Raw genomic sequence first — 24,314 nt, forward strand, 5'->3', positions numbered from 1 at the left:
GATGGCCGGTGAACGGTCATGTCCGTGTCAGGACGTTCAGGCGGCCGAAAAAAAGCCATGCCAAAAACCGCCGAAGGGCGGCTGTGGCGTCGGTCGTTTTCTGCCGGCGAACGTCGCTAACGGATCAGGCGCATGGATCTTGGTCCTCTTTGGAGGATCGCTGGATATCATCGATTGTCCGACCGAGACAAGCCGATCGGCGCAAACCGCCCTCTCAGGGGATGTCGTCGCCGCCGTTGGCGAGATCGGCGGTCGCCACGTCGCGCTGCTGCTCGACACCCATCGCGCGCTCGACAGCCTTGCGGATCTCTTCCTCGGCGGCCTGCCGCTGCTCGGGGGGCATCTCCTTGAGATTCGCTTCGGTCAGGCCCATCGCCTTGAGGACCTGTTCGCGGATTTTCTCAACCAGGCTCTTCTTCGCTTCCTTCAGAAACTCGTCGCTGACCGAACCGTCCGAGGCCGCAGGGCCTTCTTTGGCGGAAATCGAAGCCGTGTTCTCGCCGTCGCGCGCCGCCGTCATCCACAGCGCGTTGGAAAGGGCGTTCGAGGTCGAAGGCGGCGCGATCGTCGGGGCCTGGCGCGGGCGCGCATCACCGCCGCTCTCCTCGATCGGCGCGATAGTGCCCGCCTGCTGGCGGCGCTGGGAGAAGTAGTAGCTTGAGATGCTGTTGTCGATCTTCATGGGAATCCCCCGGAATCTGTCGTCCGGGGGAAGCTGCTGTCGCGGGCTTGCGCGGAGCTTACTTTTGCAACCTTCTAGCGAGAATTAGGGATGCTTCGCGCGCGTCAAGGCAGAGTGTAGGCGATGATGTAGTCACCGGGCCTGGTGCCGACCGAGCCGTGGCCGCCGGCAACGATCAGCACATATTGCTTGTCGCCGACCGCATAGCTCATCGGCGTCGACTGGCCGCCGGCGGGAAGGCGCGCCTCCCAGAGCTGGCGGCCGGTCGTGAGGTCATAGGCGCGCAGATAATCGTCGACAGCGGCACCCAGGAAGGCGACGCCCCCCTTGGTGATCATCGGCCCGCCGATGCCCGGTACGCCGACCTTGAACGGCAGCGGCAACGGCGTCATGTCCTCGACGGTGCCGTTCTTGTGCTTGTAGGCGATCTTGCCGGTCCTGAGATCGGCTCCAGCGACGTAACCCCACGGCGGCGCCTGGCAGGGAATGCCGAGCGGTCCAAGGAAGGGGCCCATGAAGACGCCATAGGGCGCTCCATCGTTGCGATTGAGCCCTTGCTCCGATCCCTTCTCGTCCTGGCCCTTCGGCGGCACCTGGTCGCGGGGCACGAGCCGCGAGGTAAAGGCGAGATAGGTCGGCATGCCGAACATCACCTGCCGCTCCGGATCGATCGCGACGGAACCCCAGTTGAAGGTGCCGAAGTTGCCGGGATAGACGAGCGTGCCCTCGATCGACGGCGGCGTGTAGCGTCCCTCATATTTCAGCGAGCGGAACGCGATGCGGCAGGCAAGCTGGTCGAACAGCGTGACGCCCCACATGTCCTTTTCCTGTAGCGGTGCAGGCATGAAGGTGAGGCCGGAGACCGGCTGGGTCGGGGCGGTGAAGTCCTCGGGGATCGCGCCACCCGGCGCCTGCACCTCCTCGACCGGGATGATCGGTTCGCCGCTCCTGCGGTCGAGCACGTAGATGTCGCCCTGTTTCGTCGGTCCGACCAAAGCTGGCACGACGGTGCCGTCCTCCTTGGTGATGTCAAGCAGCGCCGGCTGCGCCGGCACATCCATGTCCCAGAGGTCGTGATGTACGGTCTGGCGAACCCAGCGCACCGCGCCCGAATTGATGTCGAGCGCGACGATCGAGGAGGAATATTTCTCGACGTGTTCGCTGCGGCCCATGCCGAGCTGGTCGGGCACCTGGTTGCCCATGGGGATGTAGACGAGGCCGAGACCCTCGTCATAGCTGAAGACCGACCAGCTGTTCGGCGAGTTGGTGGTGTAGGTCTGGCCTTCTGGGAGCGGTGCCGTCACATCAGGGTTGCCGCTATCCCAGTTCCAGATCAGCGCACCGGTGTTGATGTCGAACGCGCGGATGACGCCGGACTGTTCCTGGGTGGAATAGTTGTCGTTGACCGCACCGCCGATGATCAGCTTGCCGGCGACGGCAACCGGCGGCGACGTCGAATAATAGTAACCGGCCGGGTTGTATTTCATGCCCGTTTCGAGATGCAGGACGCCATTGTCGGCAAAGCTGGTGCAGACGGACCCCGTCGCCGCATCGAGCGCGATCAACCGCGCGTCGGAGGTCGGAAGGTACACCCGTTCGGCGCAGGGGCCGCCCGGGGCTGCAGCCGGGTCGGCCCAATAGGTAACGCCGCGGCAGGTCTGGTGCTGGCGGTCTGGGTTCATGCCCGAGTTGCTGTCATATTTCCATTTCTCTTCGCCGGTTGCCGCATCGAGCGCGATCGCCCAGTTGTGCGGTGTGCAGGCATAGAGCGTGTCTTTGATCTTGAGCGGCGTCACCTGATAGGTCGTCTCGCCCACGTCGTCGGGTCTCTTGATGTCGCCGGTCTGATATTGCCAGGCAACCCTCAGCCCCCCGACATTCTCAGGCGTGATCTGATCGAGCGGCGAGTAGCGCTGGCCGAAGGCGGTGCGCCCGTACTGGTGCCATTCGTCCGGCGGTACCGAGCCGCCGAGCGGTGGATTTTCAGCGACGACATCGCTCGGCAGATCGCCGCGTATGTCGTGCGGGTCCTGCATGATTGCGTAGCCCGCGACACCAACCGATACCACCACCGCAAATGCCAGCGGCCAGCCACTCACGGCATAACGCTCGCCCGTCGGGCTTTCGAAGCCGAGCGGCCGGCGCACGGCCGGCAACAGCAGCCAGAGCCCCAGAAGGACGATGACGCCGCCACGCGGGCCAAGCTGCCACCAGTCGAAACCGACCTCAGACACCGCCCAGCCGAGCGAGCCCAGGATCATGAACGCATAGAGCCAGATCGCCGCCGATTTCCGCATGAACAGCAGCACCGCCGTCAGCAGGAAGCCGATGCCGATTGCGAGGTAATAGGGGCTGCCGCCAAGCATCAGCAGCTTGGCGCCGCCGCCGCCAAGCGCGAGGCCGATGATTGCAAAGACGATGGCCGTCAGAACGAGCATGATGGGAACTCCCGCATCGAAGAACGGTGCAGTGGCACGGTTCTTTCCATTGCGGCGGTCCGTTGCCGGGACCGCGTGAGACAGGTGGCTTCGAAGCGGCGGTCGCAAGCCTGTCGCGGCCGCCCGGTCAGGGAAGGCGCAGAGCGCCTGTCCTGTTAGCACCTAACGCGCCGTCTCTGCCTTTCAATAGCCACATTCCGCAACGCGGAAATATTCGCAGGCCCGCAATAAAGTTGCGGTCAAGGCGACCGAACGTGGACGACCGGTGCGTTCAAGCGCCGCTGGCGGCGCGTTGGCTGAGGGTGGCCAGGTGCCCGTCACCGTGTAAAAACAGCGGCATAGAACGATTTGATGAATCGGCCTGGCAGCAGAAGCGCAAGGCCGCGGAAATGCGTCGCACCGGAATGCCGCATTCCCGAGACGGCTATGTGCCGCAGAAGGTGCGCTGGACTTCCTCTCCCGGGCTCGGCGGAGCCTGGTAGCGGGCAAACTGCGGCTGGTCGGTATAGGGGTTGGCGGTAACTTCGACCAGGGCCTCAAAGAGCGAGAAGTCCGCATCCTCAGTCGCGGCCGCGATCGCCTCTTCGATCCGGTGGTTACGCGGAATAAAGGCCGGGTTGACCGCCCTCATCGCGGTCGCGCGTTCATCCGGCGTCGCCTTCTCGCGGCTGAGACGCTGACGCCACTCTTGCAGCCACGGCCCGATCGCCCCGGTAGAGGCAAAGGTCGAGGCGAGCACCGCATCGGCGGCCGGGTCGCGGGCGCTGTCGCACAGCCGCCGGAAGGTGAGGGTGAAATCCGCTTCCCCCTGATGCATGGCCGTCAGCAGCGCCTGCAACAGGTCGAGATCTCCCTTTTCGCTCATGGCCAATCCGATCTTGCGCCGCATGCCATCCAGCCAGTGGCGCTGGAAGATCGCGCCGTACTCGCCGAGCGCATCATTGGCCAGTTCCACCGCCGTATCCTGGTTGTCGTCGAAGAGCGGCACCAGGGTTTCTGCCAGGCGCGCCAGGTTCCATTGCCCGATCGCCGGCTGGCTAGCATAGGCATAACGACCGATCTGATCGATCGAGGAAAACACCTTCTTGGGATCATAGGCATCGAGGAAGGCGCAAGGGCCGAAGTCGATCGTCTCGCCCGAGATCGTCATGTTGTCGGTGTTCATCACACCATGGATGAAGCCGACATGCAGCCAGCGCGCAATCAGCTCCGCCTGGCGCGCGGTCACCGCCTTGTAGAAGGCAAGATAGGGCCGTTCAGCGTCCCTGACCTCAGGGTAGTGGCGATCGATCGCGTAGTCGGCAAGCATCTTCACCGACTCCATATCGCCGCGCGCCGCGAAAAATTGGAACGTGCCGACGCGCATATGGCTTGCCGCGACCCGCGTGACGATGGCACCCGGCAGGATCTGTTCGCGATAGACCGGTTGCCCGGTGACGACGGCGGCAAGCGCCCGTGTCGTCGGAATGCCGAGCGCGTACATCGCCTCGCTGACGATGTACTCGCGCAAGACTGGACCGAGTGCCGCGCGCCCGTCGCCGCGCCGTGAGAAGGGGGTCTGGCCCGGTCCTTTGAGCTGGATGTCGCGCCGCTTCCCGTTGCGGTCGATCACCTCGCCAAGGAGGATCGCCCGGCCATCACCGAGTTGCGGCACGAAGGTGCCGAACTGGTGGCCGGCATAAGCCATGGCAAGCGGATCGGCACCGGCGGGAACGCGGTTGCCCGAAAAGATCTCGGCGCCCTCGCGTTCGAGCGTCGCCACGTCGAGACCGAGCTCCTCGGCCAATTGCTTGTTGAGCTTGATCAGCCAGGGCTCCGCCACCGGAGTGGGCGCGACGCGCGCGAAGAACTGCTGCGGCAGGCGCGCGTAGCTGTTGTCGAAGGCAAAGGCTTCGGCATTTCCGGTCGGCGAGGCGGGAGCGTAATTCATGACAGGGCGGTCAACGGCCTTTGCCGGGATGTCCGGCTGCCGTCCTTTCCGTTCAAGTCTACACAAACACTGTGGCTTTCGCGAGGGTGGCGACGAGAAGGCGCCCTCCCGCAATTGCTTGCGAGAGGGCCGGGAGGGCGAGGCCCCGCGCCTCAGGCGCTAAGCGCCGTCGGTGGAAGGCAGGCCTCGCAGATTGCCGCGATGTGGCGATGGTCGGTGCCGCAGCAACCGCCAAGAATGCGCAATCGTGGCAAATGCGTCGTCAGTGTTCGATAACGCTGGCCGAGGTCGAGGGGATCCCCGGCATCCAGGATTTCGCTGTTGTCGAGCTCGGCATGGCTCATCCTGGAAGCGTTGGCTCGGATACCGGCAATGCGCTGCGCCCAGGCGCTCCCTGTATCGAGGCTGGTCTCGAAATGATCGGGGTGGGCACAGTTGATCATGTAGTAGTGCGGATAGCCGCCGGTCGCCGCATCAACGGTCTCGATCGCGGCCTGAAGGGTTCGGCCGTCTGGGAGCCGGCCGTCGGTTTCCACCGTGAAGGCAATCGAGCAGGGCATGCCATGGCTCTGGGCGGCCCGGGCAATGCCGGTCGCCTCGTCGATGCTGGTCAGCGTATAGGCGCCGACGATATCGGCGTCACTGGCGGCAAAGGCGGAGATCTGTGGTCCGTGATAATCCTCGGCCTCATCCGCGCTCATGCGGCCCAGGCGATAGCCGTCGCCGCGCGGCCCGATGGCGCCGCTAAGCACGATCGGCGCTTGCGGACGTTCGTACTCGGCGCGCAGTTCCGCCAGCATGTAGATGGCGTTCTGGTTGACCTCGGCCAGGGCCGCGGCGTCATAGCCGAGCTTCACGCCCCAATCGGCGCTGGCGCGCCAGGTGGGTGTGTCGAGCACGAAGCCGGTGCCGTGCTGCTGTGCGATTGCGAGATATTGCTTGTAGTAGTCGAGCAAGCGCCGGCGCCCGTCCGCCGTCGAAATGAGCACGAAGGCGGCAAAATGCGGGAGGGAGATGCCCTCATGAAAGATCAGCGTCGTTTCGATGCCACCGTCACTCAGGAACAGTCCACCCTTCAAGAGCGGCAGGCTGCGTCTGTATTTGGCCATATCGGTCTCCACCGGTTCAGTCGTGGCTGAAGGGCCCGCGGATGCCTCCAACACCGCAGAACCAAGTAAATTTCTGCCTTATGATCATCTTCTAAACTAGACGACTTGCGGTATACTATTGCTAATATACTAAATTAGTGTCGAAAAATCAGTGACTTACTGGCTTGCAGCCGCCGCTGCGCTAGGAGCTGGCCGCCGAGTAATTGCTGGAAACCGTACCAATGGTAGGGAGCAGCTAATGCGAAAGGGTGAGGAAACGCGCGCCAGAATCCTCGACGTCGCCGAGGCGGCGGTGCTTGCAAAGGGTTTCGGCGCGACTTCGATCGACGAGCTGATCGCCGAGACCGGCATCACCAAGAGCGGATTCTTCTACCATTTCCGCGACAAGAACGAACTCGCGCGGGCTCTGCTCGAGCGCTACATCGAGAACGACGAGCGCATCTACGACGAGATCTTCGGCCGCGCCCATCAATTGTCAGACGACCCGCTGCAGGCTTTTCTTCTGGGACTGAAGATGCTGTCGGAAATTCTCGCTGACCTGCCGAACGGCCATCCCGGCTGCCTGGTCGCGGTGATGTGCACGCAGGAGCGTGCTTTCGATCGCGAGATCCAGGAGATCAACCGGCAGGCGGCGCTGATGTGGCGTCGGCGTTTCGGCACGATGTTCGAGGCGATCATGCAAGTCTACCGGCCACGCGAGCCGCTCGACGTCGACCAGCTGGCCGATATGGTTTCGACCGTGCTTGAAGGCGGCATCATCCTGTCGAAGGCGCTGAAGCAGCCTGAAAGCCTGCCGCAGCAGCTGCTCGTGCTCCGATCCTTCGTCCGGCTGCTGTTCCAGCCGGCAGCGTGAGCAATTCCAGGAAAAGTGTGGCGCGGTTTTCCGTCCGGAATGGCGCCTTGCGGTGCGTCAGCCTTCCATCTCAAGCGCCAAGGCAGCAAGCTTGCGCACCGTGTTGAGGTTGCGCGCGGTGCCTGGTTTGGCGGCCGGCAGCTTGAACTTCGAACGGCCGGAGCCGTTCGGGAAGTGGATATAGATCTCAGCTCCGGCAACCTGGGCTTCTTCGCCATCGGGTGCCACGAGTTTGTCGAGCGCGTCTGATGGTGCCGGCTCGCGCAGGAAAACGACAAGCAGCAGATTGGGCTTGGCGTCCGGGAAGGGGGCCTGATCGGCGATCGCCTGCAATTGCGCGCCGGTCCTGATCATCACGCCTGGCGCCTTACCGAGCTTTTCCTGAAGTGCGCTGTCCAGCATTGCCGCCGCGTCTGCCGCCGGCAGATCGGAGCGGAACAGCACGTTGCCGCTCTGGATGTAGGTCTTGACGTCGGCAAAGCCGAGCCCCTCGCAGATCGCCTTGAGGTCGGCCATTGGAAGCGATCCCGTACCACCGACATTGACGGCTCGCAGCAGGGCGACGTGGACGGGCATGGCGGGACCTTTCACATCAGGTGGCAATGGGATGAGAAAAACGCAAACAGGTTTCCTCATCCCGATCCGTTTACATCTTGCCGGCGACCTTGATGGCAAAGGCGTATTCGAAGGCGATCTCCTCGAGCCGCTGGAAGCGACCCGAAGCGCCGCCATGGCCGGCGTCCATGTTCGTCTTCAACAGGATCGGCGCGCTGCCCGTCGTCTTCTCGCGCAGCCGCGCGACCCACTTCGCCGGCTCCCAATAGGTGACGCGCGGATCGGTGAGACCGCCGAGTGCCAGGATCGCGGGATAGGACTTCGCCTCGACATTGTCGTAGGGCGAGTAGCCGGCGATGATGTCGTAGAACTCGCGGCTCTCGATCGGGTTGCCCCATTCCGGCCATTCCGGCGGGGTCAGGGGCAGGGTGTCGTCGAGCATGGTGTTGAGCACGTCGACGAAGGGTACGGCCGCGATAACGCCGGTGAACTTCTCCGGCGCCATATTGGCGATCGCGCCCATGAGCATGCCGCCGGCGGAGCCGCCTTCTGCGACGATCTTCGCGTAGGACGTGAACTTCTGTTGATTCAGATAGTCAGCGGCCGCTATGAAATCCTTGAAGGTATTGGTCTTCTTGGCCATCTTGCCGTCTTCGTACCAGGCAAAGCCGCGATCCTTGCCGCCGCGGATATGGGCGATGGCATAGACGAAGCCGCGATCGGCCAGCGACAGGCAATTGGTGTTGAAGCCGGCTGGAATGGTGATGCCATAGGCGCCATAGCCATAGAGCAGGCAGGGCGCCGAACCGTCGAGCGGCGTGTCCTTGCGGTAAAGCAGCGTCACCGGCACTTCGGTGCCATCCCAGGACGGCGCGAAGACGCGGCGGGTGACATAGTCGTCCGGGTTGTGGCCCGAAGGCACTTCCTGGGTTTTCAAGAGCGTGCGCGCGCGCGTCGCCATGTCGTAGTCGAAGAGCTGCGACGGCGTGGTCATCGACGAGTAGGAGAAGCGGATGACGTCGGTGTCGTATTCGGCAGCACCGGAAAGCCCGAGCGAATAGGCCTCTTCGGCAAAGGCGATCGCGTGCTCTTCGCCGGTCTTGCGGTCGCGGATGACGATCTCCGGCAGGCCTTCGCGGCGCTGCAGCCAGACGAGGTGGCGGGCATAGGCCATGTGGCTGAGGATCAGTGTGCCGGGCTTATGCGGCACCACCTCGCGCCAATTCTCCTTGCCCGGTGCCGTGACCGGCGCTTCGACGATCTTGAAGTCCTTGGCGCCGTCGGCATTGGTGAGGATGTAGAAGACGTCGCCGCCTTCGGTCATCGCGTATTCGAGCCCGGTGACGCGCTCGGCGACGAGCTTCGGCTCAGCCGTCAGATCCTTTGTCGAGAGCAGTCGGTATTCGCTCGTCTCGTGATCGTGGATGTCGATGTAGATGAAATCGTCGAGCAGCGAGCCGCCGACCGACATGAAGAAGCCGGGATCCGTCTCCTCGAAGACCAGCCGGTCGTCGGTCTGGGCGGTGCCGAGGATATGGTGGAAGATCTTCGACGGGCGGTGGTTGTCGTCGAGCACTGTGTAGAAGAAGCTCTTGCCATCGGGCGCCCAGGCGCCGCCGCCGCCGGTGTTCTCGATCACGTCTGCCAGGTCTTCGCCCGTTGCGAGGTCGCGCACCCGAAGCGTGAAATACTCCGAACCCTTGTCGTCATAGCCCCAGATGCCGAGGCTATGGTCGGTCGAATGGTCGAGCCCGCCAAGGCGGAAATAGGCCTTGCCTTCGGCTTCCTTATCGCCGTCGAGCAGCAATTGCCGGATCGCCTCGTCCTTGTGGTCGCCGTCACGGGGAATGCGGAAGTAACGCGGCTGCTCGCCGCCGGTGACATAGGCATGGCCGTAGGCGAAGGGACCGTCCTTGACCGGGATCGAGCTGTCGTCCTCCTTGATCCGGCCGCGCATCTCGGCAAACAGCGTCTTCTGAAGAGCCTTGGTGTCATCCATCGCCGCGTTCATGTAGGCGTTTTCGGCCTCCAGATGCTTGCGGATATCAGGATCGAGGATCGAGGGATCCTTGAACATCGCCTGCCAATTGTCCGCGCGCAGCCAGGCATAGTCGTCGGTGCGGGTAATGCCGTGGCGCGTGTCGCTGACCGGCTTCTTTGCGGCGACGGGAGCTTTGGGGAGGTTGCTGAATACGGACAAGATACGTCTCCGGGATCAATGCGGCGGGAGACAATGAGATAGAGACCCTGTCGAAAGCGATCAAGCGCAATCGAGCTACGCGCGGATCACCGCGGCATCGGGTGGGCTGCTGCCCCTTCCATCGTGGTGGGTAGGGGCAGCGTGTTGCTACGATTTTTCGCCGACCTTTCGCCGGTACGCATCAACCGGCAATCCACCGACGCCCCAGTCTTCGAGCGCCACTTCGTCGATGACAACGAAGGTGGTGGCCGGATCCTTGTTGAGCACGGTGTGAAGCAGATCGGTGACGCCCTTGATCAGGGTTGCTTTCTGCTCGGGGGTTGCACCCTCGCGGGTTATCTTGATGTTTACGTAGGGCACAAGCTTCTCCTATTGCGCGGATGCGATGTCGTAATGGAAGACCTTGGCGATGATCTGCCAGCGGCCGTCAAGAAAGACCAGGGACAAAAAGTCGGTGAAGGCCTTCTCGCCGATGGCGCATTGCACCTTGGCAAATGCGGTTACGGGGCCTGCGAACTCAATGGAAAGAATACGGTCGATGCGCGCTTCGTCTCGGCTTTCGGGCGAGGGACGTTTTTCGACGATCGGAAAGTACCTGTTCATGTCGAGTTCGAGCAGGGTTCCGTCCGTTGCGGTGGCATAGAGCGCCTTCGGGTGGAAGACTTGCCTGAGAATGTCGGTGTCGCTGCGATAGAGCCCGTCGAAGTAGCGTTGCAGGACGTGGACGATGGCTGCGAACTGCGGATCCTTCGGTGACGCGCTCATGCCGCGACCAGGCCTTCCGCCTGCATTGCGCTGCGCACGGCAGGACGTGTGCCGATCCGTTGCATGTAGGCTGCGAGATGCGGCCATTGCGTGAGCGCGATCCCGGTGCCGCTGCTCCAGTTGACGACCGTGAAGAGATAGGCGTCGGCGACGGAGAAGACCTCCCCGAGCAGGTAAGGGCGCCCGTCCGCGAGCAGGCTTTCGACATGGGTCAAGCGTTTCGCCACCTGCAGCGTGGCTGCCTCCTTTGCATCGGGGGATGCGGTCGGGTCGAACAGCGGCGAGAAGGCCTTGTGCAGTTCCGATGAGATGAAGTTCAACTGTTCCTGAAGGCGGGTGCGCGCCAGCGTGCCGTTTTCAGGCGCAAGTTTCGCCGCCGGAAAGCGATCGGCGATGTACTGCACCACAGCAGCACCTTCGGTAACGACCTCGCCGCTTTCCAGCACCAGCGCCGGTACGTAGCCCTTGGGGTTGACCGCCTTGTAATCCGCACCGGTCTCGGTGCGATGAGTCTTGGTATCGACCCGGACGATCTCGAAATCGGCACCGGCCTCGTGCAGGCTGATATGGGGGGAAAGCGAACAGGCGCCGGGGGCGTAATAGAGCTTCATCATCTGGTTCCTTCTGAAATGATTGTCCGTTTGTCGAGGACGGCGGAACCTAAGCGGAAGCGGTAACCTTTGTATATCAGATAACCTTATGTTACCTCCCTTTCCGGTTTCCCCGCGGTAACTGGAAAGTTTTGCCCATGAGCTTGAAAATTCGGAAAAATCGGGCCGCGGCCTTGCCGCCGAACTGCCCGGTCGGCGAGTGCATGGTGCTACTCGGCGGCGCATGGACGCCGAACATCCTCTGGTCCTTGAGCGCCGGGCCGCGCCGCTTCAGTGAACTGAGGATCGACGTGCCCGGTATTTCGGCAAAGGTGCTGAGCACTCGGTTGAAGGAACTTGAGGAGAAGGGTGCTGTCGAGCGGCGGATCATGCCGACGTCGCCGCCTTCCGTGGAATACAGCCTCAGTGAGCTCGGCGCGGAGTTCATCCCGGCCATCCATGCCATCGTCGAGGTCGGCTATCGGCTGAAGCAGCGGCGAGGCGTCGAGGTCGTGCGCAAGGAAACGGCTGCCGCTCCGGTCCCGGTCACTACCAGCGCCCCTTCAGGCTCTGCACCGCATGCTCGATGAACGCGCGCACCTTCGGCGTTTGCGCCTGGCGGTCGGCAAAGCAGGCATAGAAATCGAAGGGCTCGTGGTCGGTGCTGGCCAATCCCTCCTGCGGCAGTTCGCCGAACAGCGGCACCACCAGCCCGCGTTCGATCAGCGGCGCTGCGATGAAGGCGCCGAGCCGGGTGATGCCGGCGCCGGCGATCGCCATCTCGGCGAGCGTGTCGATATCGTTGCTGACGATCGTCGCCTTCAGTTCCGGCTCGAAGCGCAGGCCGTCGCGGGTAAACGCCCAGCGAAAGATCCGGCCATGCCCCGCATAGCGGTAGACCAGGCAATCGTGGTGCACGAGATCTTCCGGTTGCTGCGGGCGGCCGCGTCGCTCCAGATAGGAGGGGGCTGCACAGATGATCATCGGCACGGAGGCAAGCTTGCGGGCAATCAGCCCCTGTTCGAGCTGCAGACCGAAGCGCACGCTGATGTCGATGCCTTCGCCGATATGATCGATCTCGCGGTCGGTGACGACGAGCTCGATCGAGACATCCGGATACCGGGCGGCGAAGGAGGGAACGAGCGGCGCCACCACATGGCGGCCAAAGGCGACGGATGAGGCGATCTTGAGCGGCCCGCGCGGCTCGGTGCTGAGTGCCGAAACGGCGGCGGCTGCAAGCTCCAGCTCGTGTACGACGCCGCGCACCCTCTCGTAGTAAATCCGCCCGCTCTCGGTCAGGCCCAACTGGCGCGTGGTGCGGCTGAGCAGCCGGCTGCCGAGCGTTCGCTCCAGGCGGGCGATGTTCTGGCTCGCGGAAGCGGGTGTAATCCCGAGCTTTCGTGCCGCCGCGGCGATGCTGCCTTCCTCGACGCTCCTGACGAAACTCTCGACGCCGCGCAAAGTGTCCATAATCCAAACCATCGAATAGAAACATCCATTCGATGGTTTTGCCTGTTTCTGAACAAGGCTGCAATGGCCTACCTGGCTGCGACGCGATCCGTATAGTGCGGCCAGAAACGAGGGGGTGGTCCCCTCGATCAAACCAGGAGACTTCTGATGGAAGACACCCTATCGGCGCCGCGGCTCGCGCGCAGCCGCAAGCTACCGCCGCGTGCGGCCCCCGTTGCCTTCGCCTTCTTCATGTCGGCGATCATGGCGTTCCTGATGTGCTGCGTCATCGTCGGCGTCAACACCGGCATCGACGCCGGCTACCCGGCCCGCGTGCTCGGTTCCTACGCGCTCGCCATGCCCGTCGCCTTCGTCTGCGTGCTCATGGTCCGCCCCGTGGTCGCGCGGCTGGTCGGCGTCGTCTGCCGCCTGCCGGGCTGACAAGACCCCGTCCCGGAAAACCGGGGCGGGCGGCATGCCCACGTCGTCATGGGATAAGGGGCGCTCTCGTCGTGAATCCATTCAGTTGCAATTCAGCCGAGGGGTCGCATTCTGTTTTCTGCCGCAACGACTGGCGGTCTGATCAAGGGGCAATGGAGATGGGCATGTTGAACAAGCTGGTGCAGGCGGCCATTCTGGCCGGGTCGCTCTCCACCGCACTTCCCGCTACCGCAAGCACGTTCGCCGCCTGGGAAGTGTCCGGGGTCGACTGGAACGACGTACTCAACGCGCGCGCCTGGCCATCCTCCTCCTCGGCGATCCGCGCCGGCTATCCCAACGGCACGAAACTGCAGATGACCGGCCGCTGCATGAACGGTGTCGATCTCAAGCGCATCGCCCGCTGGTCGGCTTCGGCCCAGCGCCAGGCCGTGCGGGCCACCTGGTGCCAGATTTGGCACGATCCGCAGCGCAGTGGAAACTGGCAGGAGGGCTGGGTTTACGGCAAGTTCATCCGGCCGGCGCGCTTCTGACACGTTTGGGCGGTGACGATAAAGCGTCGGCGTGGCTGGCAAACAACAGCCCTGGTCGCATACTCCCGTATAAAGCACAGCGTTGCTTTGTTTTATCGGGAGCAGAGGTATCGTGAACAATACCTATGGCAGACTTGCCTCTCATGTTTATAATTTAGACAAATATATTGGTAAGTCTTTCGGCGACATCGAGTATTATCGGCAGAGGCTCGAGGGCTATCGTGGGCCGATCCTCGAACCAGCCGTCGGCAACGGCCGAGCGCTGATCCCGTTGCTGGAGGCCGGTTTCGATGTCTGCGGGTTTGATGCCTCGCAGGACATGCTCGACTATTGTCTCGCCCAATGCGCCGGCCGCGACTTGGCGCCGGCCCTGTCTCGCCAGACCTTCGAGACCTTCACCTATGCAAAGCGCTTCGATGCGATTGTCGTGCCCGCCGGTTCGTTGCAGCTGATCGCCGACCATGCAGCGGCATCAGCCGTGCTGAAGCGCTTTTACGATCACCTGGCGCCGGGTGGTCGATTGATCTTCGATCTTTACTCGGGCGACATGGTCGCCGACCTGCAGCCGAATATCCGCAGCTGGCAAACGGAGGCGGGCGACCTTTTGACCCTGACCAGCCAGCGGGTGAAGACCGACATCCTCGGCCAGACGACCGTTTCGCACCTGCGCTACGACCTCTGGCAAGAGGGACGGCTGGCGTCGAGCGAGCTCGAATTCTTCACCATGCGCTGGTGGGGCGTTCAGGAAATGGCACTGACGCTGCAGGCAGCCGGTTTCGCCGATATCGTCGTTTCCGGCGATTATGCCTTCGGTAGAGTTCCACGAGATGGTGACCACGTGGTCACCTTCGAATGCCGACGCCCGGTATAGATCGCGCGGCGAAGCAAACCGGACAAAAGAGCCACGCCCGGTTGCCCGGGCGTGGCTTCGGTTATCAGCGGCAACGGGCCGCGGCGTTGCCCTGATCGAGCTTGACGCCGTTGACGGTCAGCACCGAACCCGGCGACTGGGTGATCGTCCCGGCCGACCAGCCGTTGTCGAGCAGGCAATCCTTCGGCGTGTTGCTCACGCTGACATTGCCGGTGATGTCTTCGGTCGGGCCCGAGAAGTAGAGGCCCGCCTTGCCAGCTTTGTCGACGGTCATGTTCTTCAGCACGACGTCGCGCACCGGTCCTCCAAGGAACTCGAACTCGTTGCCGTAGATGAAGGCGCCATAGGTGCCGGCATTCGTTACCTTGACGTCCTCGAGCGAAATCCCGGAGACGGGATTGAAGAAGATGCCGGCGTTGCGGGTACCGTCGACGGTCAGTCCTTTGACGTTGACGTTGGTGGTCGTCGCATCGAGGTTCGGGCTCGAGACCAGCATCAGACCGTTGATGCCGCCAAAGAGCCGCATGTCGTTGATCGCGACGTTGGAGGTGCCCTGCAGCACAACGAGATCCATGTCCCGGTCCTGCTTGGCATTGTCGACCGTTACACGGTTGAGCCTGACATCCTTGCCGGCGACGAGCAGCACGCCTTCGCGGCGGGAGTTGCTGATCGTCACCTTGTCGAGCGTGACGTTCTGCGTGCCGGTGACCAGTTCGTAGTCTGTCCGTCCGACCTTCCTGAACTCGCCGCCGGCAAAGACCCCATAGGTGACCTTGTCGATGACAGTGTCGCGCACCGTCACGTTTCGGCTGCCGACGGAGCTGACGGCGGCATAGGGCGCCTTGTTGGGGTTGTAGATCGAGAATTCGCAGGTCGTGTTGTTCTCGCAAATGTAGAGGTCGTGGATGCGGCTGTCCTGAACCAGCGCGCCATTAACGCGCGTGAAGCGAATGCCGTCGTGGTTGGTGGCGCCAATGTCGACCTTGTCGACGGTGACATCTGCGGTATTCGTGGCCGAAATGCCGGCCAGGCCGCCGCGGACCGAAAGCGACGAGATGGTGCTGCCCGACGCCATGGCAATCACGTCCTCGGCCGGGTTGTAGCCGGTGATCGTGGTGGCCGCACCCTGATTGACGAAGGTTGCGGTCGCGCCGCTGCGCGCGCCGCTAACGGCAATTGCGCCGCCGCCGCCAAGGAGTGTCTGGCCGTTGCCGAGTGCGAGTGTGCGGTCGAGACCGAGGTTGCCGTCCGCGAGGATCAGCGCGTCGGCGCCGGCAGCCCCGATCAGGGCGTTGATGTCGGAGGCATTGCCGGAAGCCGAGGAAACGGTCACCACCCGGCCGGCGTTACGGCCGGTGCCGGCAAGCTGCGCGGCCTCGACATCGCCGGTGGCGCCTGCATGGGTGCGGATGCGGGTGGCGCGCTCGACACGCTGGGTCATCGGATCGAAGGCATCGGCGGTCGAGCCGGTCGCGCCGAACGGGATGCGCAGCCGTGCCATGACGGCGCCCTTCAGCTTGTCCTCGTTGTCATAGGTGCCGGTCACGCCGAGCGAGACGGTCGATCCCTCGGAAAGGCCCGGCAGGTCGGCAAAGGTCAGTTCCGCACGCAGCTTGGCGCCGAACATGTCGCCGAGGTTGCGGCCGCCATACCAGTAGCTGCCGCCGAAAACCTTCAGCTGAACGTTGGAGTCTTCCGCAAAGACAGGCAGGCGCCCGCCGATTTCGGCGTCGATGCCGCGCCGCGCCCGTTCCTTGCCTTCCTGGAAGACGAGCACGTGGTCGCGCACATAGGCGGCATTGAAGGCGCTCAGCGTCTTGGCGCCGGTCAAAGGCAGATAGAAGTTGCTGCGCATTTCGAGGTCACCGCTGAGCGCCTCGAGGCCGAAGGACAGCTGGCTGAAGGCGTTGCCGTGGTCGCTCTTCAGATAGTCGTAGTAGCCGTAGCCGCCGATGACCCATTGGTCGTTGGCGCGGAAACGATAGCCCACGCCGACGGAGCCCTGGCGGACGGAATCGTTGGCAATGGCCCCGCGTGTATCGATGAAAATCGCATCGCCCGAATCGAGCACGAAGGGGAGGAAAAAGCCGCCGCCGGCAGCTGACCCGCCGCTGAAGAAGCCGCCTTCGATTTCCGCCTGCGGACGAAAATCCACCGCCAGCGCGGGGCTCGAAAGAAGGGTGCTGCTCGCCAGGGCAGCCGCAAGAAAATTCTTATTTTTCATATTATTAACTCCGCATGAATGCGACCTTGGGCGAGGCCGATTGGGCATGCGGTTAAAATATGTGAGTATAATACTCAAGTTTATTGATCGGTTGTCTGGGAACTATCCAGCGGCGTGTTGACGCAGGCCGCCCGCGCGGGAACGAGCGGCCATCGTCCGGGTTCGGTCAGGCCCTGAGAGCCTCGGCATTGTCCTTGGCGTAGGTTTCCAGGCTACGCGGCTCGTGGCCTGTCAATATCTTTACGTCGCCGGTAGGGTTTTCCACCCAGCCTTCGCGCACGGGATGGAAGATCGACGCGAGGAAGCGGGCGTAGTCCTCGGGCACCCCGGCGCCGACCAGCACGCCGACGAAGGTCTCGTCATCGACAGGCGTGTAGGCGATGGGCTTAACGGTCACGCGTGACAGGATCGCTGCCGCCTCGCCGTAGCTCAGCGCTTCCGGCCCGGTGAGGTTGAAGGCGCGGCCGTTGAAGGCTTCGCTGGTCAACGCTGCCACGATGCTTTCGGCAATGTCGCGTGTATCGATGAAGCTCGTCCTGCCTTCGGCCGCCGGAACCGCGATCGCGCCGTGGCGGATACCCTCGATCCAGTAGCTCTGGAAATTGTCGGAGAACCAGTTTGGCCGGAGGATGACGAAGGGTGTTCCGGTTTTCTCGAGCTGCAGCTCAAGTTGGCGATAGGGGATGTTGTCGTCCGCATCGACGCCGATGACGGTCATCAGCACGACCTTGATGCCGCGCGCGGCAGCGGCGGCCATGATCGGTCCGACCAGCCCGACCGGGTCGAGATATCCCGCCGGTGTCAGAACGAACAGGCGGTCGACGCCGTCGAGCGCCGGGCCAAAGGTCGTGGCATCCTCGTAGTCGAAGGCGACGGCTTCCGCGCCATCAACGGCTGTCGCCTTTCGGGACGCAGCCCTGACCGTTTCACCACGCGCGACCAGCGCCCGTACCACCTTGCTGCCGATCGTCCCGTTCGATCCAAGAACCAGAATCTTGCCTGCCATCACCGTTCTCCTAAGTATCCAAATGAAACCATGTTGCGGATGGATACTGGATATTGGTCCGGGAAAATGCTGTAAAGGAGGCAGTTTTTGGTGACATGGTTTCCGCCCGGAAACCGCGATGGGGTGCCCGATGGAGTACGACGTCTATATCCAGACCTGTCCGACCCGCCTGGTGCTGGACAGGCTTGCCGACAAATGGGCCGTGCTGGTGCTTGGAAAGCTCGATGAACAGCCGGTGCGCTTCAACCAGTTGAAGCGCGAGATCGACGGCATCTCGCAGAAGGTGCTGTCGCAGACCCTGAAGAAGCTGGAGCGGGACGGGCTCGTCAGCCGCAGCGTCTTTGCGACGGTGCCGGTGACCGTGGAATATGCGATCACTCCGCTCGGTCGCACGCTGACATCGACGGTCGCGGCGCTGACGCGCTGGGCGGAGGAGAACATCGAGGCTGTGCTGCAAGCCCAGCAAAAATACGACCGCAGCGCCTGAGGCGGCTGCGGCCGGCAAGTTTGCCACTGGCGCAAAGGCGCCTGTGGCCTGGGAGAGAGGATCAGGCGACGAGCTTGAGGCCGATGCCCCAGGGGTCGACGAGGCTGTGGCCATTGCCGTTGCGGCTGACAGCGATTTCCAGCGTATCGAGCTTCGCGAGCGCCGCTGTGAGCTCGCCCGGCTCCTTGTACTGGATCGTGTAATCCGAAAGTCCGGTCATGTGGCCTTCGCGCTTCGGCGCACCCCGCGAGTTCCAGATATTGGCGGCGACGTGATGGTGGTACTTGCCCGCGCCGAAGAAGCTCGCGCCGGGATAGCGTGCCATCAGCCCCAGGCCCAGCACGTCGCGGAAGAAAGCATCGGCCTGAGGAATATCGGACACCTGCAGATGGATATGGCCGATGGCCGTCCCGTCCGCCATGCCGCCCCAATTGTCCTTGGGTGCTTCGTCGTAGAGCGCCTGCAGATCGAGCGGCAGCGTATCCATGCCGACGGTCCCATCCGGCTTAAACGTCCATTCGCTCCGCGGTCGGTCGCGATAGACTTCGATGCCGTTGCCTTCCGGATCGGCGAGGTAAATCGCCTCGCTGACCAGGTGGTCGGACGCGCCCTGCAGCCTGATATTGTTGTGCGCGATATGGGCGAGCCAGCGGCCGAGTTCTTCGCGGCTCGGAACAAGAAAGGCGTTGTGGAAGAGGCCAGGCGCGTTGCGTGGCGCCCGCGCGGCGTTGCCTTCGGTCGTCAGCGTCAGCAGCGGGTGGCCATTGACGCCCAGCGTCTCGCCGCTCTTGCTCGCTTCGATCGGGCTCAGGCCCATGATCTTCTGATACCAGGCGGACACGGCCGGCAGATCCTGGACGACCAGATGCGCATGCTCGACATGCGCGGGCATGGCAAGCGCATGGTCGGTTGGCATGTCGAAAGTCTCCTGCGAGGTCATGTCTGTCTCCTTGGCATCGAAGCTACGGCCGGTTCGCCGTTTCAGTTTCATCGAAACTGTTGGGAATATGGGCCGCCTCGTTCGTTCACGGAAGCCTGTCAGTCACTTGATGTTGTGTTCGACGCGCGTTGACAGTGGTTGTCGTCGCCCTACCTCATTTCGAGTGGGGCCATGCGCGCGCAGCGCTTTCGATTTGATTTCAATCAAAGCCGAAGATGCCGTCGAGGCGCAATCTTGAGACGAGGGATTGGCCTGTGGCAACAGCCTGGCGATCCGCGTGGGCAACAGAAGGAGTACAGCATGTACAAGAAGATCATCGTCCCGATTGCCATGGATCAGCTCGAACACGGCGAGTCCGTGCTCGGCATTGCCGAAAAGCTGATCGATGAGGGGGGCGAGATTATCCTGCTGAACGTCGTCGAGGATCTGAACGCCTATGCGCAAGGCTACATGATCGTGGATTTCCCGCTGGAAATGGTCGAGGAATCCCGAAAGCAGGCGTTAAAGACGCTCGAGGCGCTCAAAACCAAGCATGGGATCAAGGGCCGCATCGAAATCCGCACCGGCGGGGCCGCCGGCACCATTAACGCCCTTGCCAGCGAAGAAAACGCCGATCTCGTCATCATCGCGTCCCATCGGCCGGGTCTCATCGACTACTTCATCGGATCGACGGCAAGCCGGGTCGTCAGCCATTGCCCCTGCGCCGTTCTCGTCGACCGGTAAGCCACGAACAACAAGAGCGCATGCGGCGCGAGACCTTCGCGCCGCCACCGCCAAGGAGTCTTCAGATGGACAAACATGGGCTTGACGACTTTCACGACCGCCTGACACGCCGCAAGGCGGAGCTGCAGGGGCGTCTGGTCAGGATCGAGCACGATCTCGATGAGCCGATGAACGCTGATGTCCCGGACCGGGTGACCGAGCGGGAAGGGGACGAGGTTCTCGAAGGCCTTGGCCTTGCGGGCCAGGAGGAGATCCGCGCGATCGATGCCGCGCTCGATCGGATCGCCGCCGGCACCTTCGGAACCTGCGTGCGCTGCGGCCTGCCGATTTCGGCGGCGCGCCTGCAGGCTGTGCCTCATGCGCCACTCTGTCAGGAGTGCGCGGCCGAGGTCGCCAGCGGCGGGCGTTGACGTCAGGCGGTCGGACCGCTCGCCAAATCCACTTTCAGTCGGGGAAGGAACCGCCCGGGGATCACGCTCGACGCGACGACCCCGTCATCGACCGCGCCCATGCGGCGGTAAAAGTCGGCAGCGCCGGGATCCGCATCGATCGTCATGACCGTTGCGCCGCGCTTGCGGGCGGCTGCGACGCACCAGTCGAAAAGCTGCCGGCCAATGCCTGCCGCCCGTGCTTCCGGCTCGATGAACAGCTTGTCCAGTTCAACCACCTGTCCGCTCCCGCGGACCTGCGCCAGGCCGAGGATGCGCTCGCCTTCCATGGCGACCTGAAGCTCCGAATCCATCCAGTCGTCGGCTGTGAGCGTCAAAGCCGCCCGGCATGCCTCAAGGAAGGCGGCGTCATAACCCCAAACGGCCTTTGATCGCACGCAGAGGTCGCTGAGCGCGGCCGCCTGATCCGGCTGAGGGCTACGCAAGACTGACATGATGATCCTCCCGATCGCATCCTTCGGCCGTTCATGTGGTCATCGCCGTGGCCTTCGGCAAGTCTCCCGTCAAACTTCTCAGACCGGTCATGCGATTGTTGTAATGCGTTGCAAAAGTTGATGCTTTTGCCACGTCCCTGCTTCTTTGCCGCGGCGCGGCCTTGTGGCAGGATGGTGGAAACGTTGCGGTGCGATGGGGCATGCGCGCCGCCGGAGAAGAAAAGGCTCGGGGAGAGGGAAGACGTGGAATTCGCAGGCGTCAAATGGAACTATGACCGTTCGGAACTGATTGCCGACGGCATCGTTCACGGCATCGGCCTGGCGGCTGCCTTGGTTGGCGTGACCGCGCTGATCTTCTACGCAACGCTGTGGAGCACGACCGGCCAGCTTGCCGCCGCCGCCGTCTATGGCGCGGGGCTGCTCGCGACCCTCTCGATCTCCTTTCTTTACAATCTTTACCCGGTTTCGCGCACCAAGTGGTTCCTGCGCCGCTTCGACCACTCCTCGATCTTCGTGCTGATCGCCGCGACCTATACGCCCTTCCTGCAGCGCGGCCTCGATGATCCCTTCCTGTTCGTGATGCTGATCGGCATCTGGGCGATCGCCGGCCTTGGCGTTGCCATCAAGTGCTTCTTCCCCGGCCGCTTCGACCGGCTGGCGATCCTGCTCTATCTCGCCATGGGCTGGAGCGGCGTGCTCGCGGTTGGCCCGCTGCTGTCGGCGCTGACGGCAACGACGCTCGTGCTGATCCTGATCGGCGGTATCATCTATTCTGCCGGCGTGATCTTCCATGTGTGGGAAAAGCTGCGCTTCCAGAACGCCATCTGGCATGGCTTCGTCGTAACCGGAGCGGCGGTACACTATTCGGCCGTGCTGACCTGTTTCAGCGCCGCGTCCTGAGCGGGGATCAGTTTGGCGCTTCGCCGGCGGCCGCGGCGACCGGTGGATGCTGGCAACCTTCTGAAGGTCTCAACGCCTCCGCCATGCGCGAAATCACGCCATCGAAGCTGGTGAGCCGGGTCTTGCGGTACTGCAGGCGGAAATAGGCGGCACTGCCGTCACAGAGCGCGATCGCGCGGGTGTAGAACACTTCGTTACCGCGCGCGCCCGAAAAACTCGCCCAGGCGGCCGTCACACGCGAATAGGAAATCCGCCAGTCACCCTCCCGCTCGTAGCCCATGCGGTCGTTGACGTCGGTCTCGAAGTCACCGTCCATGAGTGTGCTGCCGAAGACCGAAAGGGTCGCGCCGTTGTCGTTGGCGTGAAAACTCGCGCCATCGCCATTGTCGCCCTGGCTCTGCAGTTCGAACCCGGGGGGAATGTCGAGCACGTAGCCAAAGCGTGCGTTGGCGTAGGGAACCCAGTCTTCGGCCGCCGCCGCTGTGAGGGCGGAGGGAAGCAGCAAGGCGAGGGCAGTCAGGATGCGTAGCATGCGGACCTCCTCTCGCTTGCTCGATCTATTGCTTCTAGCGCCGTTTGCGCCATGGTGCCGTTCCCGGCGGAACAGCACCCATGCCACTCCTTCCGCGCCCCGGTGTCAATCCTCGGTAAACGTCATGGCATGGCCGTTCAGGCAATAGCGGAGCCCCGTCGGCGGCGGGCCGTCGGGAAAGACGTGGCCGAGATGCGCATCGCAATCGGCGCAGCGGATTTCCGTGCGCACCATGAAATGGGAGCGGTCCTCGATCTCGCGGATCGCCTGATCGTCGACCGCGGCGAAGTAGCTCGGCCAGCCGCAACCGGAATCGAACTTGGTGTCGGAGCGAAACAGCGCCCGGCCGCAACAGACGCATTCGTAGGTGCCCGTCTGTTTGTTGTTGAGGAACGGACCAGTGAACGGACGCTCGGTGCCGTGCTGTCGCGTGACGCGATACTGCTCCGGCGAGAGCTGTGCCCGCCACTCCGCATCGGTTTTCACCACCTTCGGCGTCTTTACGGTCGTCATGAAAGTCTCCTGTCGTTGCGGCGACTATATAGGAATGCAGGACCGCGCGCGCAAACATCACCAGGCCGCGTCCGCGTGAAGGGCCTCAAGCGATTTCGCGGCGGATCACCGCCGGCCCGGCCCCGAGCCTGCGTTTGCTGTCATTGTAGAAGGCAATGAACTCGGCCGCCGGTAGCGCCTTGGAGAACAGCCAGCCCTGGCCGTATTGCACGCCGCGCCCAATGAGATAGTCGGCCTGTTCCTGCCGCTCGATCCCCTCGGCGACGATGTAGAGATCGAGCGAATTGGCGATGTCGATGATATGCGGCGTGATCGAGCTGGTGGCCGAATCGGTGCCGACCGTATCGATGAACGACTTGTCGATCTTCAGCGCATCGAGCGGTAGCTCCTGCAGGTATTGCAGGCTCGAATAGCCGGTGCCGAAGTCGTCGATGGCCACGGAGTGGCCACGCCGGCGCGCCTCCTCTATCGTCGCCCGGGCGGATTTGACGTCCATGAAGCCGCGTTCGGTTGCCTCCAGCCAGATCTGTTCTGTGAGCACGCCGGTGTTTCGAAGCGCCGCCTCCATTACCGGCAGGATGCGTCCGGATTTCAGGTCGTCGGCGGCGAGGTTGATCGCGATGTGCAGCGAGCGGTCGGCGACGAGCACGCTCTTCAATTCGGCGATCGTCGCATAGAGGACCTGATCGGTGATTTCCTCGATCAGTCCGTTTTCTTCCGCAAGAGGGATGAAGAGATCTGGCCGGACCATCTGCCCATCGGGGCGCCGCCATCGCACCAACGCCTCCGCGCCGACGCAGATGCCGCTCTTGAGCTCGATCAGCGGCTGGTAGTGCACAATGAACTCGCGCCGCTGCACGGCAATCGAAAGCTCGCCAAGCGGCGACAGACGACGCCGGGATAGCCAGACGACAAGCCCGACCATCAGCGCCGCGACCAGCGCCCCGACTGGCAGGAGCAGCAGGCGTTCCCGATCCATGTCGCTGAGAATGGCGATGCTGGGCGCAGTGGCAACGGCGATCCAGTTTGCGTCCCGTGATGTTGCAAAAAGGTCGTCGGCGTTGCTGCCGGTCTTCGGAAGATCGGCGAGCTGTTCCGTCAGCGACGGGTCAGGATCGTTGAGGGTGCTGACCAGCACGCCGTTTTTGGTGGCGACTGCAAGCCGGGTGCCGGGCTCGGCGATCACGTCGACGAACCGGACCGGGTTGGTCAGCACCGTGTAGGAGCGATACCGGAACGCCGTCATGGGCGCGCCGGTGCTGATCGTCGGATACATCCGCGGGATGACTTCGACGCCGTTGCTCGCAAAGAAATCGGCAGGCGGCGAGCGGGTGAGCCGACGCGGCGGGTAACCCCACGAGGTGCATCTGAGCAACCCGTTCTCGAAGTAGCCGATATCCTCGATGGCGGTCGTGTTGACGACGAGGGAGCGCAAGGCTGCGATATGCGTGGCCATACATGGCGGCATGTCGAACCGGTCGGCCGTCTTCAGCGCCCGGGACGCTTCTCCGAGCGCGGCGTCTGCGCGCATGATGGCATAGTCGGCCAGGCGGGCGAGCCGGGCCTGTTCGCCGCGCACGGCGATTGACCAAGAAAGATAGTGGGCCGCAAGCATCGGCAGGATCGCGCCGAGGGCGGCCAGGATACTGGCGATGACGACTATGCGAGATCGTTCCAAGCGGGTCCCGCCCTA

The 24,314-nt window shown here is 63.2% G+C and carries 26 protein-coding genes; 9 read left to right on the forward strand and 17 right to left on the reverse strand.

Features of this window, described 5'->3' with window-relative positions; genetic code table 11:
* Nucleotides 1-214: 214 nt before the first annotated feature.
* The 4 genes from ASE71_RS15980 to ASE71_RS15995 form a co-directional block, all read right to left on the reverse strand.
* Nucleotides 215-682, reverse strand: coding sequence for a hypothetical protein (locus tag ASE71_RS15980; RefSeq protein ID WP_060516233.1), 468 nt, complete (start codon nucleotides 680-682; stop codon nucleotides 215-217).
* Between the two features lie 104 nt (nucleotides 683-786).
* On the reverse strand, nucleotides 787-3,120 hold the full coding sequence (locus ASE71_RS15985) for a glucose/quinate/shikimate family membrane-bound PQQ-dependent dehydrogenase (RefSeq protein WP_413814640.1): 2,334 nt from the start codon (nucleotides 3,118-3,120) through the stop codon (nucleotides 787-789).
* 424 nt (nucleotides 3,121-3,544) lie between these two features.
* A complete protein-coding gene (locus ASE71_RS15990) occupies nucleotides 3,545-5,050 on the reverse strand; it encodes a protein adenylyltransferase SelO (RefSeq protein WP_060516232.1) in 1,506 nt (501 codons plus the stop codon).
* A 152-nt stretch (nucleotides 5,051-5,202) separates the two neighbouring features.
* The gene (locus ASE71_RS15995; protein WP_060516231.1) at nucleotides 5,203-6,159 is read right to left on the reverse strand and encodes a homocysteine S-methyltransferase family protein; all 957 of its coding nucleotides are present in this window, start codon (nucleotides 6,157-6,159) and stop codon (nucleotides 5,203-5,205) included.
* Nucleotides 6,160-6,397: 238 nt separating this feature from the next.
* Here ASE71_RS15995 and ASE71_RS16000 point away from each other — a divergent pair, with 238 nt between their 5' ends.
* On the forward strand, nucleotides 6,398-7,012 hold the full coding sequence (locus tag ASE71_RS16000; protein ID WP_034789290.1) for a TetR/AcrR family transcriptional regulator: 615 nt from the start codon (nucleotides 6,398-6,400) through the stop codon (nucleotides 7,010-7,012).
* A 57-nt stretch (nucleotides 7,013-7,069) separates the two neighbouring features.
* On the opposite strand, the gene ASE71_RS16005 is transcribed toward ASE71_RS16000, so the two are convergent.
* The 5 genes from ASE71_RS16005 to gstA all read right to left on the reverse strand — a co-directional run bounded on the left by ASE71_RS16005 (nucleotide 7,070) and on the right by gstA (nucleotide 11,146).
* Nucleotides 7,070-7,588, reverse strand: coding sequence for a DUF1697 domain-containing protein (locus ASE71_RS16005; RefSeq protein ID WP_060516230.1), 519 nt, complete (start codon nucleotides 7,586-7,588; stop codon nucleotides 7,070-7,072).
* A 70-nt stretch (nucleotides 7,589-7,658) separates the two neighbouring features.
* Nucleotides 7,659-9,767 carry a S9 family peptidase gene (locus tag ASE71_RS16010; protein ID WP_034789294.1) on the reverse strand — a complete coding sequence of 703 codons (2,109 nt, stop codon included), beginning with the start codon at nucleotides 9,765-9,767 and terminating at the stop codon, nucleotides 7,659-7,661.
* Nucleotides 9,768-9,914: 147 nt separating this feature from the next.
* Nucleotides 9,915-10,127, reverse strand: coding sequence for a tautomerase family protein (locus ASE71_RS16015; protein ID WP_060516229.1), 213 nt, complete (start codon nucleotides 10,125-10,127; stop codon nucleotides 9,915-9,917).
* Nucleotides 10,128-10,136: 9 nt separating this feature from the next.
* A complete protein-coding gene (locus tag ASE71_RS16020; RefSeq protein WP_034789298.1) occupies nucleotides 10,137-10,532 on the reverse strand; it encodes a nuclear transport factor 2 family protein in 396 nt (131 codons plus the stop codon).
* Nucleotides 10,529-11,146, reverse strand: coding sequence for a glutathione transferase GstA (gene gstA, locus ASE71_RS16025; RefSeq protein ID WP_309139229.1), 618 nt, complete (start codon nucleotides 11,144-11,146; stop codon nucleotides 10,529-10,531). The genes ASE71_RS16020 and gstA overlap by 4 nt, the downstream gene beginning before the upstream one ends.
* 134 nt (nucleotides 11,147-11,280) lie before the next feature.
* Here gstA and ASE71_RS16030 point away from each other — a divergent pair, with 134 nt between their 5' ends.
* A complete protein-coding gene (locus ASE71_RS16030) occupies nucleotides 11,281-11,712 on the forward strand; it encodes a winged helix-turn-helix transcriptional regulator (protein WP_051659156.1) in 432 nt (143 codons plus the stop codon).
* Here ASE71_RS16030 and ASE71_RS16035 read toward each other — a convergent pair.
* Nucleotides 11,672-12,592: a LysR family transcriptional regulator gene (locus ASE71_RS16035; protein ID WP_034789469.1), complete on the reverse strand. Its 921-nt coding sequence runs from the start codon at nucleotides 12,590-12,592 to the stop codon at nucleotides 11,672-11,674. The two genes, ASE71_RS16030 and ASE71_RS16035, sit on opposite strands and share 41 nt — an antisense overlap.
* Nucleotides 12,593-12,739: 147 nt before the next feature.
* Here ASE71_RS16035 and ASE71_RS16040 point away from each other — a divergent pair, with 147 nt between their 5' ends.
* The 3 genes from ASE71_RS16040 to ASE71_RS16050 all read left to right on the forward strand — a co-directional run bounded on the left by ASE71_RS16040 (nucleotide 12,740) and on the right by ASE71_RS16050 (nucleotide 14,413).
* Nucleotides 12,740-13,012 carry a DUF2798 domain-containing protein gene (locus ASE71_RS16040; protein WP_060516228.1) on the forward strand — a complete coding sequence of 91 codons (273 nt, stop codon included), beginning with the start codon at nucleotides 12,740-12,742 and terminating at the stop codon, nucleotides 13,010-13,012.
* A gap of 164 nt (nucleotides 13,013-13,176) precedes the next feature.
* The gene (locus ASE71_RS16045) at nucleotides 13,177-13,542 is read left to right on the forward strand and encodes a hypothetical protein (RefSeq protein WP_090294691.1); all 366 of its coding nucleotides are present in this window, start codon (nucleotides 13,177-13,179) and stop codon (nucleotides 13,540-13,542) included.
* 112 nt (nucleotides 13,543-13,654) lie between these two features.
* Nucleotides 13,655-14,413, forward strand: a complete 759-nt coding sequence (locus tag ASE71_RS16050) for a class I SAM-dependent methyltransferase (RefSeq protein WP_060516226.1) — start codon at nucleotides 13,655-13,657, stop codon at nucleotides 14,411-14,413.
* A 64-nt stretch (nucleotides 14,414-14,477) separates the two neighbouring features.
* On the opposite strand, the gene ASE71_RS16055 is transcribed toward ASE71_RS16050, so the two are convergent.
* Both ASE71_RS16055 and ASE71_RS16060 read right to left on the reverse strand, forming a co-directional pair.
* Entirely contained in the window at nucleotides 14,478-16,637 is a 2,160-nt protein-coding gene (locus tag ASE71_RS16055; RefSeq protein ID WP_060516225.1) for an inverse autotransporter beta domain-containing protein, read from the reverse strand.
* A gap of 166 nt (nucleotides 16,638-16,803) precedes the next feature.
* Nucleotides 16,804-17,643, reverse strand: coding sequence for an SDR family oxidoreductase (locus ASE71_RS16060; protein ID WP_060516224.1), 840 nt, complete (start codon nucleotides 17,641-17,643; stop codon nucleotides 16,804-16,806).
* A 130-nt stretch (nucleotides 17,644-17,773) separates the two neighbouring features.
* On the opposite strand from ASE71_RS16060, the gene ASE71_RS16065 reads away from it, so the two are divergent.
* Nucleotides 17,774-18,130: a winged helix-turn-helix transcriptional regulator gene (locus ASE71_RS16065; RefSeq protein WP_034789314.1), complete on the forward strand. Its 357-nt coding sequence runs from the start codon at nucleotides 17,774-17,776 to the stop codon at nucleotides 18,128-18,130.
* A gap of 61 nt (nucleotides 18,131-18,191) precedes the next feature.
* Here ASE71_RS16065 and ASE71_RS16070 read toward each other — a convergent pair whose 3' ends face one another.
* The gene (locus ASE71_RS16070; RefSeq protein ID WP_034789472.1) at nucleotides 18,192-19,070 is read right to left on the reverse strand and encodes a VOC family protein; all 879 of its coding nucleotides are present in this window, start codon (nucleotides 19,068-19,070) and stop codon (nucleotides 18,192-18,194) included.
* 300 nt (nucleotides 19,071-19,370) lie between these two features.
* Between ASE71_RS16070 and ASE71_RS16075 the strand changes: the two genes are divergently transcribed.
* Nucleotides 19,371-19,793, forward strand: a complete 423-nt coding sequence (locus ASE71_RS16075; protein ID WP_029742913.1) for a universal stress protein — start codon at nucleotides 19,371-19,373, stop codon at nucleotides 19,791-19,793.
* A 65-nt stretch (nucleotides 19,794-19,858) separates the two neighbouring features.
* Complete coding sequence (locus tag ASE71_RS16080; RefSeq protein WP_060516223.1) at nucleotides 19,859-20,203, forward strand: TraR/DksA family transcriptional regulator; 345 nt, start codon at nucleotides 19,859-19,861, stop codon at nucleotides 20,201-20,203.
* A gap of 2 nt (nucleotides 20,204-20,205) precedes the next feature.
* Here ASE71_RS16080 and ASE71_RS16085 read toward each other — a convergent pair whose 3' ends face one another.
* Entirely contained in the window at nucleotides 20,206-20,676 is a 471-nt protein-coding gene (locus tag ASE71_RS16085) for a GNAT family N-acetyltransferase (RefSeq protein ID WP_029742915.1), read from the reverse strand.
* Between the two features lie 243 nt (nucleotides 20,677-20,919).
* On the opposite strand from ASE71_RS16085, the gene trhA reads away from it, so the two are divergent.
* On the forward strand, nucleotides 20,920-21,576 hold the full coding sequence (trhA, locus tag ASE71_RS16090) for a PAQR family membrane homeostasis protein TrhA (protein ID WP_029742916.1): 657 nt from the start codon (nucleotides 20,920-20,922) through the stop codon (nucleotides 21,574-21,576).
* Between the two features lie 7 nt (nucleotides 21,577-21,583).
* Here the strand turns inward: trhA and ASE71_RS16095 are convergent, their stop codons facing one another.
* The 3 genes from ASE71_RS16095 to ASE71_RS16105 all read right to left on the reverse strand — a co-directional run bounded on the left by ASE71_RS16095 (nucleotide 21,584) and on the right by ASE71_RS16105 (nucleotide 24,299).
* Nucleotides 21,584-22,108 (reverse strand): hypothetical protein, encoded by a 525-nt coding sequence (locus tag ASE71_RS16095; RefSeq protein ID WP_049811034.1) that lies wholly within the window; start codon nucleotides 22,106-22,108, stop codon nucleotides 21,584-21,586.
* Nucleotides 22,109-22,213: 105 nt separating this feature from the next.
* Nucleotides 22,214-22,621: a peptide-methionine (R)-S-oxide reductase MsrB gene (gene msrB, locus ASE71_RS16100; RefSeq protein WP_060516222.1), complete on the reverse strand. Its 408-nt coding sequence runs from the start codon at nucleotides 22,619-22,621 to the stop codon at nucleotides 22,214-22,216.
* Nucleotides 22,622-22,706: 85 nt separating this feature from the next.
* On the reverse strand, nucleotides 22,707-24,299 hold the full coding sequence (locus ASE71_RS16105; protein WP_060516221.1) for an EAL domain-containing protein: 1,593 nt from the start codon (nucleotides 24,297-24,299) through the stop codon (nucleotides 22,707-22,709).
* Between the last annotated feature and the right edge of the window lie 15 nt (nucleotides 24,300-24,314).

This window comes from Ensifer sp. Root954 (assembly GCF_001429005.1).
GTDB classification, from domain to species: Bacteria; Pseudomonadota; Alphaproteobacteria; order Rhizobiales; family Rhizobiaceae; genus Ensifer; species Ensifer adhaerens.